The sequence below is a fragment of the Natranaeroarchaeum aerophilus genome (assembly GCF_023638055.1).
In the GTDB taxonomy this organism is placed as follows: Archaea; Halobacteriota; Halobacteria; order Halobacteriales; family Natronoarchaeaceae; genus Natranaeroarchaeum; species Natranaeroarchaeum aerophilum.
The window spans coordinates 39,535-54,799 of sequence record NZ_JAKRVY010000001.1; the positions used below are offsets into that span (position 1 = coordinate 39,535).

General features: G+C 64.3%; 15 protein-coding genes and 1 pseudogene. 6 read left to right on the forward strand and 10 right to left on the reverse strand.

Features of this window, described 5'->3' with window-relative positions:
* Positions 1–81: 81 nt before the first annotated feature.
* Complete coding sequence (locus AArcSt11_RS16910; protein WP_259371223.1) at positions 82–204, reverse strand: hypothetical protein; 123 nt, start codon at positions 202–204, stop codon at positions 82–84.
* Positions 205–313: 109 nt separating this feature from the next.
* Here AArcSt11_RS16910 and AArcSt11_RS00180 point away from each other — a divergent pair, with 109 nt between their 5' ends.
* Positions 314–1,633, forward strand: a complete 1,320-nt coding sequence (locus AArcSt11_RS00180; protein WP_250593604.1) for an MATE family efflux transporter — start codon at positions 314–316, stop codon at positions 1,631–1,633.
* Between the two features lie 21 nt (positions 1,634–1,654).
* Here AArcSt11_RS00180 and AArcSt11_RS00185 read toward each other — a convergent pair whose 3' ends face one another.
* The 3 genes from AArcSt11_RS00185 to AArcSt11_RS00195 all read right to left on the reverse strand — a co-directional run bounded on the left by AArcSt11_RS00185 (position 1,655) and on the right by AArcSt11_RS00195 (position 5,327).
* Entirely contained in the window at positions 1,655–2,584 is a 930-nt protein-coding gene (locus tag AArcSt11_RS00185; RefSeq protein WP_250593605.1) for a hypothetical protein, read from the reverse strand.
* Positions 2,585–2,723: 139 nt separating this feature from the next.
* Complete coding sequence (locus AArcSt11_RS00190) at positions 2,724–4,025, reverse strand: amidohydrolase (RefSeq protein ID WP_250593606.1); 1,302 nt, start codon at positions 4,023–4,025, stop codon at positions 2,724–2,726.
* 48 nt (positions 4,026–4,073) lie between these two features.
* The gene (locus AArcSt11_RS00195) at positions 4,074–5,327 is read right to left on the reverse strand and encodes a threonine synthase (protein ID WP_250593607.1); all 1,254 of its coding nucleotides are present in this window, start codon (positions 5,325–5,327) and stop codon (positions 4,074–4,076) included.
* A gap of 128 nt (positions 5,328–5,455) precedes the next feature.
* Between AArcSt11_RS00195 and AArcSt11_RS00200 the strand changes: the two are divergent.
* A pseudogene (locus AArcSt11_RS00200) lies at positions 5,456–5,581 on the forward strand (ATP phosphoribosyltransferase); the annotation flags it as partial.
* Between the two features lie 61 nt (positions 5,582–5,642).
* On the opposite strand, the gene AArcSt11_RS00205 reads toward AArcSt11_RS00200, so the two are convergent.
* Together AArcSt11_RS00205 and AArcSt11_RS00210 are read right to left on the reverse strand one after the other, a co-directional pair.
* Complete coding sequence (locus tag AArcSt11_RS00205; protein ID WP_250593608.1) at positions 5,643–6,032, reverse strand: type II toxin-antitoxin system VapC family toxin; 390 nt, start codon at positions 6,030–6,032, stop codon at positions 5,643–5,645.
* Entirely contained in the window at positions 6,029–6,241 is a 213-nt protein-coding gene (locus AArcSt11_RS00210) for an antitoxin VapB family protein (RefSeq protein ID WP_250593609.1), read from the reverse strand. The genes AArcSt11_RS00205 and AArcSt11_RS00210 overlap by 4 nt, the downstream gene beginning before the upstream one ends.
* Before the next feature lie 125 nt (positions 6,242–6,366).
* Here AArcSt11_RS00210 and hisG point away from each other — a divergent pair, with 125 nt between their 5' ends.
* Entirely contained in the window at positions 6,367–7,227 is an 861-nt protein-coding gene (hisG, locus tag AArcSt11_RS00215; RefSeq protein WP_250593610.1) for an ATP phosphoribosyltransferase, read from the forward strand.
* Position 7,228: 1 nt separating this feature from the next.
* Here hisG and AArcSt11_RS00220 read toward each other — a convergent pair whose 3' ends face one another.
* Together AArcSt11_RS00220 and AArcSt11_RS00225 are read right to left on the reverse strand one after the other, a co-directional pair.
* The gene (locus AArcSt11_RS00220; protein ID WP_250593611.1) at positions 7,229–7,591 is read right to left on the reverse strand and encodes a DUF7473 family protein; all 363 of its coding nucleotides are present in this window, start codon (positions 7,589–7,591) and stop codon (positions 7,229–7,231) included.
* A 65-nt stretch (positions 7,592–7,656) separates the two neighbouring features.
* Positions 7,657–8,217 carry a TATA-box-binding protein gene (locus AArcSt11_RS00225; RefSeq protein ID WP_238478537.1) on the reverse strand — a complete coding sequence of 187 codons (561 nt, stop codon included), beginning with the start codon at positions 8,215–8,217 and terminating at the stop codon, positions 7,657–7,659.
* A gap of 138 nt (positions 8,218–8,355) precedes the next feature.
* Between AArcSt11_RS00225 and AArcSt11_RS00230 the strand changes: the two genes are divergently transcribed.
* On the forward strand, positions 8,356–9,426 hold the full coding sequence (locus AArcSt11_RS00230; protein WP_250593612.1) for a methyltransferase domain-containing protein: 1,071 nt from the start codon (positions 8,356–8,358) through the stop codon (positions 9,424–9,426).
* 77 nt (positions 9,427–9,503) lie between these two features.
* On the opposite strand, the gene AArcSt11_RS00235 is transcribed toward AArcSt11_RS00230, so the two are convergent.
* Complete coding sequence (locus AArcSt11_RS00235) at positions 9,504–10,523, reverse strand: AAA family ATPase (RefSeq protein WP_250593613.1); 1,020 nt, start codon at positions 10,521–10,523, stop codon at positions 9,504–9,506.
* 85 nt (positions 10,524–10,608) lie between these two features.
* On the opposite strand from AArcSt11_RS00235, the gene rnz reads away from it, so the two are divergent.
* Together rnz and AArcSt11_RS00245 are read left to right on the forward strand one after the other, a co-directional pair.
* Positions 10,609–11,535, forward strand: coding sequence for a ribonuclease Z (rnz, locus tag AArcSt11_RS00240; RefSeq protein WP_250593614.1), 927 nt, complete (start codon positions 10,609–10,611; stop codon positions 11,533–11,535).
* Between the two features lie 42 nt (positions 11,536–11,577).
* The gene (locus AArcSt11_RS00245; protein WP_250593615.1) at positions 11,578–13,572 is read left to right on the forward strand and encodes a DUF460 domain-containing protein; all 1,995 of its coding nucleotides are present in this window, start codon (positions 11,578–11,580) and stop codon (positions 13,570–13,572) included.
* 429 nt (positions 13,573–14,001) lie between these two features.
* On the opposite strand, the gene AArcSt11_RS00250 is transcribed toward AArcSt11_RS00245, so the two are convergent.
* The gene (locus AArcSt11_RS00250; RefSeq protein ID WP_250593616.1) at positions 14,002–14,844 is read right to left on the reverse strand and encodes a class I SAM-dependent methyltransferase; all 843 of its coding nucleotides are present in this window, start codon (positions 14,842–14,844) and stop codon (positions 14,002–14,004) included.
* Positions 14,845–15,265: the final 421 nt, after the last annotated feature.

Below are 15,265 nucleotides of genomic sequence, written 5' to 3' on the forward strand. Positions count from 1 at the left end.
TTCTCCTCGGTTCCGACAGCGTGTCAGAACCGAACTCTGAACAGGGCGGGCGTGGACCGCACGAGCGACAAGCGATCGCGTCTAGGCGGGCGAGAACCCCTCATCGTAGTTATTTTCGAGGACATCGTGGGCAATCTGCATCTCGCTCTCGGTGACCGCATAGTCGTCAGCCATGACCGCAGCTTCCCCTTCCTCAACGTTCAACTACACGCTCGGTTAACCTGCCACCGTGAGTAAGTGGTTCAAGGTGCCGACCAAGTGGCCGCGCCTGCGTTCGGTCTGGCGATCGGTTTTCGATCTCTCGTGGCCGGTAATGACCGAACAAGTCCTTCGGACGCTGATGCGGACGACCGACGTGATCGTCGCCGGGGTCTTTTCGCCCGCCGCTGTCGCCGCCGTCGGCCTCGCCGACATCTACGCCCGCCTGCCGCTCTGGTTCGGTCTGGGCGTCGGGGACGGCGCGATCGCCCTGTCGAGCCAGGACACGGGCAGCGGCGCGACCGCCAACCGCGACGAGGCAGTGAGTACCGCGCTCACGCTGGGCGTGCTCGCCGGGATCCCGTTTGCCGCCTTCGGCCTCCTCTTCGATCAGGTGGCGATCAGTGTGCTGGGAGCCGAGCGCGAGGTCGTGCTGATCGGCGCGAGCTATCTGGCGATCATCCTGCTGTCCTCGCCCGCGCGTCACGTCACCCTGATCGCCGCGCGGTCGATCCAGGGGACCGGCGACACACGCACGCCGATGTACGTCAACCTCGCCGCGAACGCGCTGAACATCGGGCTCACGGTCGGGCTGGCGTTTGGCGTCGCCGGGCTCCCCGAGTACGGCGTCGTCGGCATCGCCATCGCCACGGCGGTGGCGGACGTCCTCGCCGCGCTCACCTTCCTGCTCGTGCTCGCGAGCGAGCGGACTCCGATCACGCTCGTCCAGCCCTCGGATCTCGTGATCGCGAAGCAACTGGTGCTGATCAGCGCGCCACGGATCGCCGAAGGACTTTCCGAGGTCGTCGCGCAGTTCCCGTTCAACGCGATCTTGCTGGCCTTTGGCACCGAAGTCAACGCCGCCTACCACATCGGAATGCGGCTCTACCAGCAGATCGCCGCGCCGCTCTCGCGGGGCTACGGTGTCGCCGCGAACGTCCTCGTCGGACAGGCACTGGGCCGTGGGGAAGCCGAGACGGCGTACTACGACGGGCTGGCAACCACCGCGCTCGGTGCGATCACGGTCGGCGGACTCGGTGCGGTCCTCTTCTTCCAGGCCGAGGCGTTCGTCAGTCTGTTCACCCGCGATCCTGTGACCATCGGCTACGCCGCCGACTTCGCACGAGCCTATGCCGTCGCCACCGTGCTGATCGCCCCCTACGCCATCCTTGCCGGGTCGCTCCGGGGCGGCAGCGAGACGCGCTCGCCCTTCGTTGCCAAGGTGACCGGGACCTTCGTCTTTCTGCTCGGCATGACCTACGTCGGCGGCGTGTGGCTGGAGTACGGCGTCGTCGCCGCCTACGTCGCCATCGTCGCGGACTACCTCTGGCGCGATCTCGTGCTCGGGGGCGTCTACTACCGGCGCAACTGGATCGAACGCGGCACCCGAATGATGCGCGAACGCGGGAGTCTCGACACTGCTGGTGACGAGTAAGCAAAAAAGAACTACCGCCGATCAGGCGTCCGCGTCGTCGCCGTCGGTTTCGTCATCGTCTTCGGTCTCATCGTCGCCCTCAGTGTCGTCCTCCGCGTCGTCATCCGTGTCATCATCCTCGTCTGTATCGTCACCGCCCGGGCCAGCGTGGGCCGGTGGGCCCTGCTCGCTGTCGTCGTCATCGCCCGGGCCAGCATGGGCTGGTGGACCCTGTTCGCCGTCGTCGTCACCGCCCGGCCCGGCGTGCTCAGGCGGACCGGCGTGGTCAGGGATGTTGTCAGCCGCTGGGTTGTTCTCCGTGACGAACTCCGCAACGTGGAGGCCCATCGGGCCGCTCGTGTCCTGGTCCTGCAGGTCAGCGACGAACGAGGAGACTTCCTGTCCGAAGTTCGTCGCCGGGTCGTCGAGCGTCAGGGTCGCCGTCGTCTCGGCAGTCTGGTCACCGTCTTCAGCCGTCACGGTGACGTCGACTTCCTGTTCGGGTGCGGGGAGTTCGACCTGACCGTCTTCGTCAGTCTCGTACTCGCCCGTGCCGTCGTATTCGTATGATTCCTCATCCGACTCGTCAGCGTCGTCGGCGTCGTCATCTTCAGCGTCCTCTTCCTCGGAGTCTTCCTCATCCGACTCGTCAGCGTCGTCGGCGTCGTCATCTTCAGCGTCCTCTTCCTCGGAGTCCTCATCGACCGACTCGTCAGCGTCGTCGTCTTCAACGTCTTCTTCCTCGGAGTCTTCCTCGTCGGCGTCATCGTCGACCTGCTCGACGATCACCGTCGCGTTATCGACGGGGCCGTCGTCGTCAGCGATCGTGACGACGTTGTCCTCGACGTCGATGGTCAAATCGCCCGGTTCTTCCTCCGCCACAGCCGCTCCCGCGGCGGCCGGTGCCAGGAGCGACGCGATCATCAGGACCGCGCCGACGATGGCAAACAGCTGCGCACGATCTCGTGTCATCTACCCGTATACAGACAGGTCAGTATGATAAAGTAGCCACCCTGTTCAGTCGGTTTACAACACCCTCCGGATACCAACCAAGAGCTTCAAAAATAGTTACAGCGTTTAAAACGGATTGTAAACGTTTAGTTCAACCTGGTCAACCGTCCCCCTCCGCTCGCGCAACCAGCGACGCCGCGTGGTCAGTGGCCTCGGCGATCACGGCATCTTCGTCGAGCGTGAGGACCTCACGGTCGCGCATCAGGATTTCACCGTCGACGACCGTATGGCGCACGTCAGAGCCCGAGACAGCATAGGCCAGATGGCTCACGAGGTCGTGGGGCGGTGCCAGGCGCGGGGCGTCCAGATCGATCACTGCGAGGTCGGCGTTCGCGCCCTCCTCGATGCGCCCACTGTCGAAGCCGAGCGCGTCGGCGCTACCGGTCGTCGCGAGCGAGAACGCGGTTTCGGCGTCGACCGCGCTGGCGTCGTCGGCCGCGAGTTTGCCGACCATGGCGGCGTCGCGGATCTCGTCGAACATGTCGAGGTCGTTGTTCGAGGCCGCGCCGTCCGTGCCGAGACCGACCGTGACGCCCGCATCGAGCATTTCCTGTACGGGAGCCATCCCGCTGGCGAGTTTCATGTTCGAGGCCGGGCAGTGGATCGCGGAGGCACCGGACTCGGCAAGCAGGTCGATCTCGGTCTCGTCGACGTGCACGCAGTGTGCGAGATAGTCGTCGGCCCCGAGCAGGCCGTGCTCGTCGGCGAGTTCGAGCGGCCGTAGCCCTTCTTTGTCGACGATCGGGTCGACCTCGTCAGCCGTCTCGTTGGCGTGGTAGTGCAGCGGGACGTCGAGGCTGCGTGCACCCTCCGCGAAGTCGCTGAAGTACTCGGTGGCGACGGTCGTCAGGCTGTGGGGCATCACGGCCGAACTGACGAGGTCGTCCTCGCTGTCGTCGTACTGGCCGGCGATCTCGACGCTCGTCTGGACGTCCTCGGCGGCCGCTTCGTCGTCCTTGGCGACGGTGATCGCGGCGTGGCCGACGCGGGCGCGCAGGCCGCTCTCCTCGATCGCCTCGACGATGCTGGGGACCATGAAGTACATATCGCCGAAGGCGGTCGTCCCGGACTTGATCATCTCCAGTACGCCGAGTTTCGTCCCCGCGCAGACGTCCGCAGGCGTCAACTCCGCCTCGGTCGGCCAGATGTCCTCCTGGAGCCAGCGATCGAGTGGCTTGTCGTCGGCGTAGCCCCGCAAGAGCGTCATCGCGACGTGACAGTGGCCATTCACGAGGCCGGGGATCACCAGCGACCCCCTGGCATCTAAATATTCGTCCTCGCCCTCGACGTCCGGGCCGATCTCCAGGATCTCGCCTGCGGCCTGATCGACCAGCACGTCGGCCTCAGTCACGCTCATGTCGGGGCGGATCACCTTCCCACCCGCGATACGGAGTGTCGTCATGGACGCCGATTCACGCCCGCGGGTGTTAATCCACGCGGTCCCGAGCGGTCAGTCAAGCGAGAACGAGACAGCGTCGGCGACGGCCTCGATTGACGGCTCGACGGTCGGCGCTCGCCCCACCGCCCCTGCGGTCGTTTCGGGCCAAGAAATGCCGGCACCAGAGCCGATCGTGACTATCGTCTCGTCCGGATCGATCGCTCCGTCCGCGAGCGCCCGCGATACCGCAGCGGCGGCGAGCCCCGAAGCGGGTTCGAGGAACACGCCGTCGCGCCCGCACGCCCGGATTGCCGCCTCGACAGCCTCGCGATCGACAACGTAGGCTGCACCGCCGGACTCGCGGACGGCATCGAGCGCGCGATCGTCGGCGGTCGGTGCCATCGTCGATGTGCTGATCGGTTCCGGCCCGTGGTCGAAGCCGACGGTCTCCTCGTTCGCGTTGTACGCGCAGGCCAGCGGATGGCGCTCTGTCGACTCGGCGCTAAACAGCCGCGGCGTCTCGTCGACGATGCCTGCCGCTGTCAGCTCCCGGAACCCCTTCCAGACGCCGTAGATCCCAGCACCTGACCCGACCGGAACTGCAACGGTGTCGGGGACACCGCCGAGCTGCTCAACGAGCTCGAACGCGATCGTCCTGTAGCCTTCGTAGACGTACGGCTGTCCGCCGAACCATTCGGGAAGGTCATAGGCGACGAACCAGCCCCGATCCGCGAGTGCCTCAAGGAGGGATCGCCGGCCGTCGTACTCGGACAGCGTCACGACCGCTGCGCCGTGTGCGCGCATCTGCCTGCAGTGAGGCGGCTCGCTCGACGGCGAGGCACACACGAGGACACGGTCGATCCCAGCACGGGCGGCGTAGGCCGCGATTGCGCACCCCTGATTGCCTGAAGAGGCTGTCGCGATTCGGTCGGCACCGCTGGCGACGGCATGGGAGACGACAAGCGCGGCGACCCGGTCTTTCCACGACCATGTCGGGTTCGTCGTCTCGTTTTTCAGGCGAATATCCGGCACCGGTTGGCTGGCATCCGACGCGGAAGCGTCAGCAAGCGTCGGGGCGTTGACCAGCGGTGTCCACCCCTCACCCATCGAGACGAACGACGTTCCGGCGGTCGGCAGGAACCCCTCATACCGCCGCAGATCCGCTGGCGCGTTCCCCCCAGCGTCTCCAGGCAGTTCCGCAGGGAGTGGCTGCATCCTCACCTCGAGATCTCCTCCGCAGTCGGGACAGGACGGCGAGCGGTCGGCGGGCTCGACCATCGTCCCGCACGCCCGACACGTCAATGCGTGATCCGATCCATAGGTCACGACATCCGGTTTGGCGCGGTGATACATATCGACTGGGGTCCGGCTGTGCCGCGAACGGAAGGGCGCGGAGAGTAGCCCACATGCGCCGCGAAAGAACGTAATTCATTCCGTGGCCTCTAAGCGGCGGTATGCGAGTCGTTGTCCCCAACAAGGGCCGCCTGCACGAGCCGTCGATCGATCTACTAGAGCGTGCGGGCCTACACGTCGTCGACGGTGCGGACCGAAAACTGTACGCCGACACGGTCGATCCGGACTGGGTCGGGATTTGGGGGGTCGGAAGTTAATCGAACCGGTGTCAGTCACATCTGGGGCCGGTCAGTACAGTTCTCGCGGATTCTCGACGACGAGTCCCTCGACCGCCTCGAATCCGCCATCGGTCGTGACGACCGGAGCGTCGAAAAAGCGTGCGACGCCAGCGATCATCATGTCCGGATGCTGGATCCGTTGTCCGTTTTTTTCCAGTTCGTTCCGGATCCGTGCTCCTTCGAGAGCGTGTTCGGGCGTGTATTCGATCCGTTCCACCCATGGTAGATCTTGTTCGATTTCGATGGGGTTGCGGTCAGTTTTGAGTGCACCGTGATACAGTTCGTACAGCCCGATTGCTGGAAGAACGAACGCCTCGTCCTGATGGTCCATCCGGTACCGTTTCGCGTGGTCGTATCCCCGAAGGAATTCGGCACAGAAGCTGCTATCGAGCACTTTCATGTACTGGACTCGAAGTCGTCGTCCATTTCGTGCTTGACTTCCTCTACGGCCTCGTCAATCTTCGTCTCACTCCAGGCTCCGAACCCCGCGAGTGGATCGTCGTCTTCGAGTTCACGTTCGATTACGTCCTCGAAGCTCTCGTTCCCACGCTTTCGGGCCTGCAGCTTCTCCCAGGTTCGCTCGGAGACTCGGATCGTCTTGTCACTCATGTATACATCAATGTATACACTACGAATACTTCGTTGTTTCCCCGCTTAGGCCCGCAATGGTACCCCGTGGGACTGACAGACTGAGGCCGAAACACAGTTCACGCAGGACGGTCAACCCATCATCAATGCGAATCGCTGTCCCCAACAAGGGTCGTCTTCACGAGCCAGCACTCGATCTTCTGGAGCGTGCGGGCCTGCACGTCGTCGACGGCGCGGACCGCAAACTGTACGCCGACACGGTCGATCCGGACGTCACCCTGCTCTTTGCCCGTGCCGCAGATATTCCCAAATACGTGAGCGACGGTGCAGCGGACGTGGGCATCACCGGCCACGATCAGATCGCCGAGTCCGATCCGGACAACGTCACCGAACTGCTGGATCTCGGCTTTGGTCAGTGTCGCCTCGTGCTTGCATCGCCCGAGGACGGCGATATCGAGCGCGTCGAACAGCTCGATGGGAAGAAAGTCGCCACCGAGTTCCCGACGATCGCCCGGAACTACTTCGACGAGCAGGGCGTCGACCCCCACATCGTCGAGGTGACCGGCGCGACCGAACTCACCCCCCACGTCGAGATGGCCGACGCGATCATCGATATCACGAGCACGGGGACGACGCTCAAAGTAAACAGGTTAGGAATCATCGACGAGGTCCTCGCGAGTTCGGTGCGGCTGTTCGCCCGCGATGACGTGGCCGACGACGACAAGGTCGGGCAGATCGAGACCGCACTCGAATCGGTGCTGAGCGCCGACGGCAAACGCTACCTGATGATGAACGTCCCCGAAGAGCGCCTCGATGCGGTGCAGGACGTGATCCCCGGCATGGGCGGCCCAACTGTCATGGACATCGCGAGCGGGAACGGCAAGGACGGGAAGGTCGCCGTCCACGCAGTCGTCGACGAGCGGGACGTCTTCGAGGTCATCACCGAGGTGAAATCGGAAGGGGCAAGCGATATCCTCGTGACCGAAATCGAGCGGCTCGTCGAGTAGCTCAGACGAACACGGAAGCGAGCACGCTCCCGAGCAGGACGCTGATCGCGAAGTGGACGACGGTGATCATGGCGGCGAAGCGCCGCTCCGTGTCGTAGAGCCGCTCGATCGCGAGGAAGTCGGCGACGATCGCGGCGAGAACGACGATCGCGATCCCCGCGCCGGTGCCAAGTAACTGGATACCGACGACGATGATCGACGCCGGGACTGCCCCGACCATCAGGCCGTGCTCGATCCTGACGTCACCGAGCACGTACCGGGCGGCGAGATGCGCGGTGATACCGTAGAAGACGGTCGCGATGAGTAAGGTCCCAAGCACGGCCGGGACCGTGTCCGGAACGACCGAGAGCGCAGGGAAGATCATAGTGTGACGTTCCGGCGATGAAACTTGTAGATGCTGATCTATCGGCGAAAGCGAAGTATAGAGCCCTACTCCAGCAAGCCGAGATCTTCGAGTCGGGAGACGATCTTGTCGACGGCGTGCTCGGCGTCGACGGGCTGTTTGCCGCCGGTGATGACGAGTTTCCCGCTACCAAAGAGTAGTGCAACGACCTCCGGATCGTCGAGTCGGTAGACGAGGCCGGGGAACTGCTCGGGCTCGTACTCGATGTTTTCCAGCCCCAGCCCGATCGCGATCGCGTTCAGGTTGAGGTTGTGACCCAGATCCGCGGACGTGACGATGTTCTGGACGACAATTTCGGGGTCCTCGTTGACGTTGATCTCGAGGTCACGAAGCTTGTCGAAGACGATACGCAGACTCTCGTGGACGTCGTCGGTCGATTTCGCGCCGGTACAGACGATCTTGCCCGATCGGAAGATCAGTGCGGCCGACTTGGGTTCCTGCGTGCGGTAGACGAGGCCGGGGAACTGCTCGGGATCGTAATCCGCGCCCTCGAGGTCCATTGCGACGCTCTGGAGGTCGAGCTCCTGTCCGATGCCCGTCGACGCGACGACGTTTTCGATATTGATAGTTTCCTTGGGGTCGCTCATAGTTCGTTTTAAAGGTTGTATTTAAGGTTTATAAAGGTTCATGCCACGGAACGACTCGTTGGCAAATTTGTAGGTCAGTACGGCGAAACGACGGGCGAAACCGGCCGATTCTTGAGCGCGCACGGCCCAGAGTGGGGTGTGTACCTGCTGGAACTCGGCGGCGAAGACGACCGATTTGCGGCCCGCGAGGCTGCTAGCGCCGCCAGCGATCCCGAACTGGTTGCGCCGGGCGTCGTCACGGCGCGCGCCATCGACCGCGAGACGGTTTCGAAGCTCGCGTACACCCGCCGCGCGAGCGAGCTCGTCGGAACGACCGACGCGGACGTCGACAGCGCCGAAGCACTGCTCACTGCCGCACCGCTGGACCGCGAGGGGACGGTGGCGGTGCGCGCAGTCGACGTCCGCTCGAGCACCGGCGTCGACACCCAGCGTGTCGAGCGCGCGCTCGGCGACGTGCTCGTCAGTCGGGGCTTTACAGTCGATCTCGACGATCCCGATCACGTCCTGCGGGCCGTCTTCACCGACGAATCGGCGTGGGAGCGCGACGGCGATATCGACCCGCGCGAGGCCGTCACGACGGGGACGGCGGACCCCATTCCCGTCGAAGACGATCCCGACGACCTCTGCGCGCTGGGCTGGCTCGCGGTCGAGAGCGTCCGCGAGTACGGCTCGCGCGCACCGACCGACCGACCCTTCTTCCAGCCCGGCAGCATGGACCCGCTGCTGGCCCGCGCGCTGGTGAACATCGCCGGGGCGCGCCCGGGCACGACGCTCGTCGATCCAATGTGTGGCACCGGCGGCGTCCTGATCGAGGGCGGCCTTGTGGGCGGATCGGTGCTCGGCGTCGACGCACAGGCGAAGATGGCCCGCGGAACGGCGCAGAACCTCGCCGAGCTGGTCCCCGACGAGCGCGTCCTCGGCACAATGCGCGGTGACGCCACCGCCCTGCCGCTCGCGGACGACGCCGCCGACGCTGTAGTCTTCGACGCGCCCTACGGCCGCCAGTCGAAGATCGCCAATCTCGATCTCGCGGAGCTCGTTGCGGGCGCGCTCGCAGAGGCACGTCGGATCGCCGACCGGGCGGTCGTCGTCGCTGATCGCTCGTGGGAAACCGAAGCGCGGGCGGCGGGCTGGACCGTCGACGCGCGCTTCGAGCGTCGGGTCCATCGCTCGCTGACGCGGTACGTGCTGGTGCTGAGTAGCGAGTAAATGGCCCTTCTACCAATACTACAACTATTGAAGCGTATTACTACACGCTTCGAAGTGTATTACTACAAAAATCGAGGTCAGGCCTCGTTCGCCCACGCCAGCTCCGGCAGTTGCGAGAGCAGATGTGAGACGTGGAGCCGATCGTTCGTCCCCTCGGTGAGATCCATGTCGATCTCGCCGGCCATCCGGTAGAGCTTCGTCTGCTTGTCGCCGTCGTACCGTGACTGGGCGATGCGCAGGACGTCTTCGAGGACCTCCTCGCCCGAGAGCCCCTCGTCGACGAGCAGGTCGTCGAGCGTCGAGCGGGCGTCGGTGAACTCGCCCGCTTCGGCGGCGTCTAGCATCTCCTTGACCTGATCGTCGGTGCCCAGATCGCCGAGCACCTCGTAGGCAGCAGTGCGGGTGATCTCGCCCTCTTTCTCGTAGGTGGTCTGTGCGCCCAGGATCGCCTTCCGGAGGTCGCCATCGGCGTAGCCCGCGATGAACTTGAGGCCGTTCTCGTCGAACTCGGCGTCCTCCGCGGTCGCGATCCGCTCTAAGATCTCCGCGATCTCGTCGTGGGTCGGCGCGCGAACAGGAACAGGAAAACACCGCGAGCGGATCGGCGGGATGAGCTTGGTCGGCTGGCGCGTCGTGATGACGAACTGGGTCGTTTTGTGGTGACGCTCCATCACCCGACGCAGCGCCTGCTGGAAGTCCTCGCGGATCGCTTCGGCGTTGTCCAGCACGATCGTCTTGTAGGTCCCCGAGACCGGCGCGTAGCTGGCCGACTCCTTGAGGACGTGGTTGATCATGTCGCGTTTCGCCATCGAGCTTCGCCCCTCCAGAAACGAGGCGAACCGCTCGTCGTTTTTGATCTCGGTTTTCGTGCGGTCGAAGAAGTCCGCGACGTTGATCTCGATGAGGTCGTTGTCGGGGTTCTCGTGTGCTTCGGCGGCGAGCGCGCGGACCGCGGCAGTCTTGCCGCTGCCCGGTGGGCCGTGTAACACGAGGTTCAGCGGCTCGTCGACGCCACGCTGGAGATACTCGCGGACATCGTCCTGGGGCAGCTCGTCCAGCGACGGGGCGTGCACGTCGGTCCACAGCGGCGAGTCCATCACACCCTCGTAGCGACCCCGAGGGTAAGAATCGGTCGGTCGGGATCCGAAGCCGGTTTACCCGACCGGCGACCAGCATGAGGTAATGACGCTTCGCGTGACGTTTCTGGGGACCAGCGGGGCCGTGCCGACGACCAGACGCAACCCCAGCGCGATCTCGGTCGCCCGCGAGGGCGATCACCTCCTCTTTGACTGCGCCGAGGGCACCCAGCGCCAGATGATGCGCTTTGGCACCGGTTTCGACGTCTCTCATCTCTTTCTCACCCACACCCACGGCGATCACACCTACGGGATCCCGGGCCTGCTGGACACGATGGACTTCAACGACCGCGAGGCCGCGATGACGATTCACGTCCCACCGGGTACGAAAGGCCAGATCAAGGCCTTCATCGAGTCCGCAGGCGGTCGTCCCTCCTTTCCCCTCCGGCTCAACGAGGTCGGCGACGACGACGTGGCGCTCCGAACCGACGAGTATGCGGTCCGGACCTTCCCCGTCGAGCACCGGACGACCGCGGTCGGCTACGCGCTTGTCGAGGACGACCGAAAGGGCCGATTCGACCGCGAGCATGCCGAAGAGCTGGGCGTCCCCGTCGGGCCGAAGTTCTCACGGCTCCACGACGGCAAGCCGGTCGAACTCGATGATGGCACCGTTGTCAAACCCGAGCAGGTTGTCGGCGAGCCCCGACCGGGCCGGAAATTCGTCTACACCGGCGATACCCGCCCGGTCGACGAGACCGTCGAGATCGCCACGGACGCCGACCTGCTCGTCCACGACGCCACCTTCGCCGAGGACCGACAGGACCGCGCCCGCAAGACCGGCCACTCGACGGCGAGCGAGGCCGCCGCGGTCGCCCGCCGCGCGAACGCCAAACGACTCGCACTCGTTCACATCTCTTCGCGGTACACCGGCGACGTGAGCGACCACCTGCAGGAAGCCCGCACAGCGTTCGACGGCGACGTATTCGTGCCCGAGGACGGCGAGACGGTCGACGTGCCGTTTCCCGATAGCTAGACGAGGACAACATTCACTTTCGACCATCCCCTACCACGGTCCGTGAGCCACCGAACGAGTGCGCTCGATGCCGTGGTTTTCGGCATCGACATCCAGAGCGGTGACGTGCGCGGATCCGCACCCTCCTACGCGCTGTGTATCTACGACGGCGAGTCGATAGAGCGCGACGTCGTCAGCTACCGCAAGCTCCGGCGGCTGATCGACGACCGCGAGCCGGCGATGCTCGCGACGGATAACATGTACGAACTCGCCGAGAACAAGGACGCCCTCGTCGGGTTTCTCGGTGACCTGCCCGACGGGACCCGGCTGGTGCAGGTGACCGGCGACGAACAGCCCGAACCGCTCTCGCGGGTCGCCAGGCGCCACGGCGTCCCCTACGGCAAGGACCCGATGCAGGAGGCAGAGGCCGCGGCACGACTCGCCGCGGGCAACGTCGGCTACGAGGTCTCGGCGTTTACCGACACCACCCAGGTCAAGGTCTCGCGCGGGCGCTCGACCGGCAGCGGCGGCTGGAGCGAGGACCGCTACACCCGCCGGATCCACGGCTCGGTGAAACGCCGGGCCCGCGAGGTCGAGAGCGCGCTCGACGAGGCGAATCTGGAATACGAAAAGGACGTCACGGAGAAGTACGGCGGCTACAGCAACGCCGTATTCATGGTGACGGCCCGGCCCGGGGAGATTCCGGTCTCGCGGCACCGCTCGGGCGACACCCGCGTCGAGATCGAGCGCGAGCGCCGGGACGGCATCGAGTTCGAACCGCTGGTCAAGCGCCGGGACCACGTCGTGGTGGGGATCGACCCCGGCACGACGACCGCCGTCGCCGTGGTCTCGCTCGACGGCGACCTGCTGGACGTGCTGAGCACGCGCACCGCCGACACCGCCGCCGTGATCGAGTGGATCATCGAGCGCGGGCGGCCCATCGTGCTCGCCGCGGACGTCACGCCGATGCCCGAGACCGTCGAGAAGATCCGCCGCAGTTTCGACGCCGCGGCGTGGACGCCCGACTCGGATCTGCCGATCGATACGAAACAGCACCGCACCCGCGAGCACGGCTACGACAACGACCACGAGCGCGACGCGATGGCCGCCGCCCTCTTTGCCTTCGACGACCACGAGGACCAGTTCCGCCGGATCGCCCGCAAGGTGCCCGCCGAGTTCGATCGCGGCGAGGTCACGGCAGACGTCGTGCGCAACGACGTGTCGGTCGAGGCGGCGATCGACAGCCGCCGCGAGGACGAGGGAGCGGACGAAGAGCCCACCGAGCACACGCCACGCGAGCTCACCGCCGAGGAAAAACGCATCCGCGACCTCGAACGGCAGGTCGAACGGCTCGAAGAGCACGTCGAGAGCCTCGAAGGGACGATCGACGAGAAGGACGACCGGATCGCCGACTTGGAAGACGAACTTTCCGACGCACGCCGCGAGGAACGCGAGAACGCGCGGGAACGGCGCGAGGTCACCCGGCTCCAGCGCGCGAACGAACGGCTCGAACGCGAGATAGAGGAAGCCGAGGAGCGCAACGAGGCACTCGAAGGGAAATTAGAACGCCTGAAAGAGCTCTGGAAGCTCGATCACTCGAATTTTGCGGACGTCTCCGCGAAAAAGAAGGATCTGATCCCGATCAAACCCGTCGCAAAGTTCACCACGAACGCGCTCGAAACCGCCCACGAGCAGTACGGCCTCGCCGAGGACGACGTGATCTACCTCCGGGATGCCAGCGGCGCGGGCCGCAGCACCGCCGAACGGCTGGTCGAGGTCCAGCCACGCGCCGTCCTGAAAAACGGCGGGAACCTCTCGGAGGTCGCCGACGAGATCCTCTTCGAGCACGGAATCCCGGTCGGCCCGGTCTCGGACGTCCGGATGCAGGAGGTCGACGAGCTCGCGGTCGCCCGCGAATCGGACGTCGAGGACGTGATCGACGACTGGGAGGACCGGGCCGAAGACCGGCGCAAGGAGCAGACGACTGAGATGGTCGACCAGCTTATCAGCGAGCATCGGGCCGACGACGAGCGGGACAGCCGGGCGACCGAACTGTAATCCCAACAACCGGCGCGGTGGCGCGCGCTGGCGAGGCGTCTATGCCGAGCCAGCGCCGTGCGAGGGATGACGAACGAGTCCTGCGAGTGAGGAATCGGCTGGGGAGGACGAGGCTGTGGGGGTGGATCGAAAGGGGCCGTGCCGGTCGGCGGGTCCGCGGCCAGTTAGCACCGCAGCGACGCGAGGAGCGCACGGGCGCAGAGCCGCCGAGCGGTGCGGGGGCTTTCAGGTGATGAGAGAGCCTTGGCACGATTCGTCTCTGTGGCTCTGTTGAAATATGACTGAGCGAACTCGGTGAGAGACTCGGGCCAGCGAATGAGGTTGAGGGCGGATTCTGGAGCAAGTGATGGTAGCCATCAGTACTAATTGACTGGATCGGTAGGGTTACGTACAATTGTCGTGTTTGCTGTCGAACGGCTGCAACCAACCTCAGCCGGATTGCCACTGAATCTCGGTCAGCGGATGCAGTGGGTTGTCGCCCAGCACGTCGTATGCTGTGTCGGTGATAGTGAGTGAAGACGCATCTTCGAGATGGCCGAGCAAGTCCATGCTGTAGCCTCGCTCCTGGGCGTACCGCTTCCGAAGGATTCCAAGTACAGTTTCCGGATGTGGTCCAATCTGTTCGAGGTGAGCGCCCGCTTGCAGGTCGCCCGCTTGCACGAGTTCTTCGAAGCGTTCGACGGTTGGTCCTGCCTCGGGCAGCGTCACGAACGCGCCCTTCGTGAACATCACTGTGTCTTCGTCACCGGAAACAGCATCGAGTAGGCTCCAATCGCCATAGAAGTCGAACTGCGCGACGGAGATACGGTCGTCGTCTGCGTGCAGTTCGCGGGCCAACTCGACGCCTGCCGTATTGTACTCACCGCCAACGACCTGGACGTCCGGGAATGCATCGGCGATTGCACCAAGCGTCCAGCCCCAGCCACAGCCGAGGTCAAGCACCGTCTCCCCACCATCCAAAACCGGTGAAAGAGCCTCCCTGACGACAGTTCTATCTCGCTTAACGAGTTCAGCGTCGTCAACGAGGAACAGTTCCTCCTCGATGGATATGAGGCTCTGTTCGTCCCGCCCGTTTCCGCGAGTCTGCCGGACGAATTCTTCATACGACGGAGAGTTCTCCCGATAGGATTTGAGGAGATATTCGTAGATGTTTTCGTACGTCTCGGTCCCGGTGAACAGGTCCGGATCACGCGGAGGGTCATCGACCGCACCGAGCAGGTAGGTTGCCCACGACGAGTGAGTCGGGAGGTCGTCCAGCGGAATGGGCTTCATCGTCGTTCCCCTCCACTGGCTGTGAGTACTCGAATAACGGTACACCGGATCAGTGATAATTGCATCGCTATCACCACCGTTGGACAGCAGAAGTGGGTGCGGTCTGCAACTAAGACATCGGTGGTTCTTATTGAAAATGCCGATTCTCTGTCAGTGATCGAAAACTGCACAACGAAGCGATCGATCCCGACCAAAACTGATAGGTGTGAACCAATCAACAGATCAGTACCAGTGTGTAGTAAGCGGCTGTTTCATGTTCTTCGGTGTGAGAGGGTATTATCCTGTATTATTGCTCTACATATTTGACCGAACTTCTGATTGATTCCAGATGGGTTGTCACTGGTCGCAGTATGTATGCCCCTCCGATATTGACCGCGACCGGGGCAGAGTACACTTTCTAAGGATTTCAACAGGGCCGCCG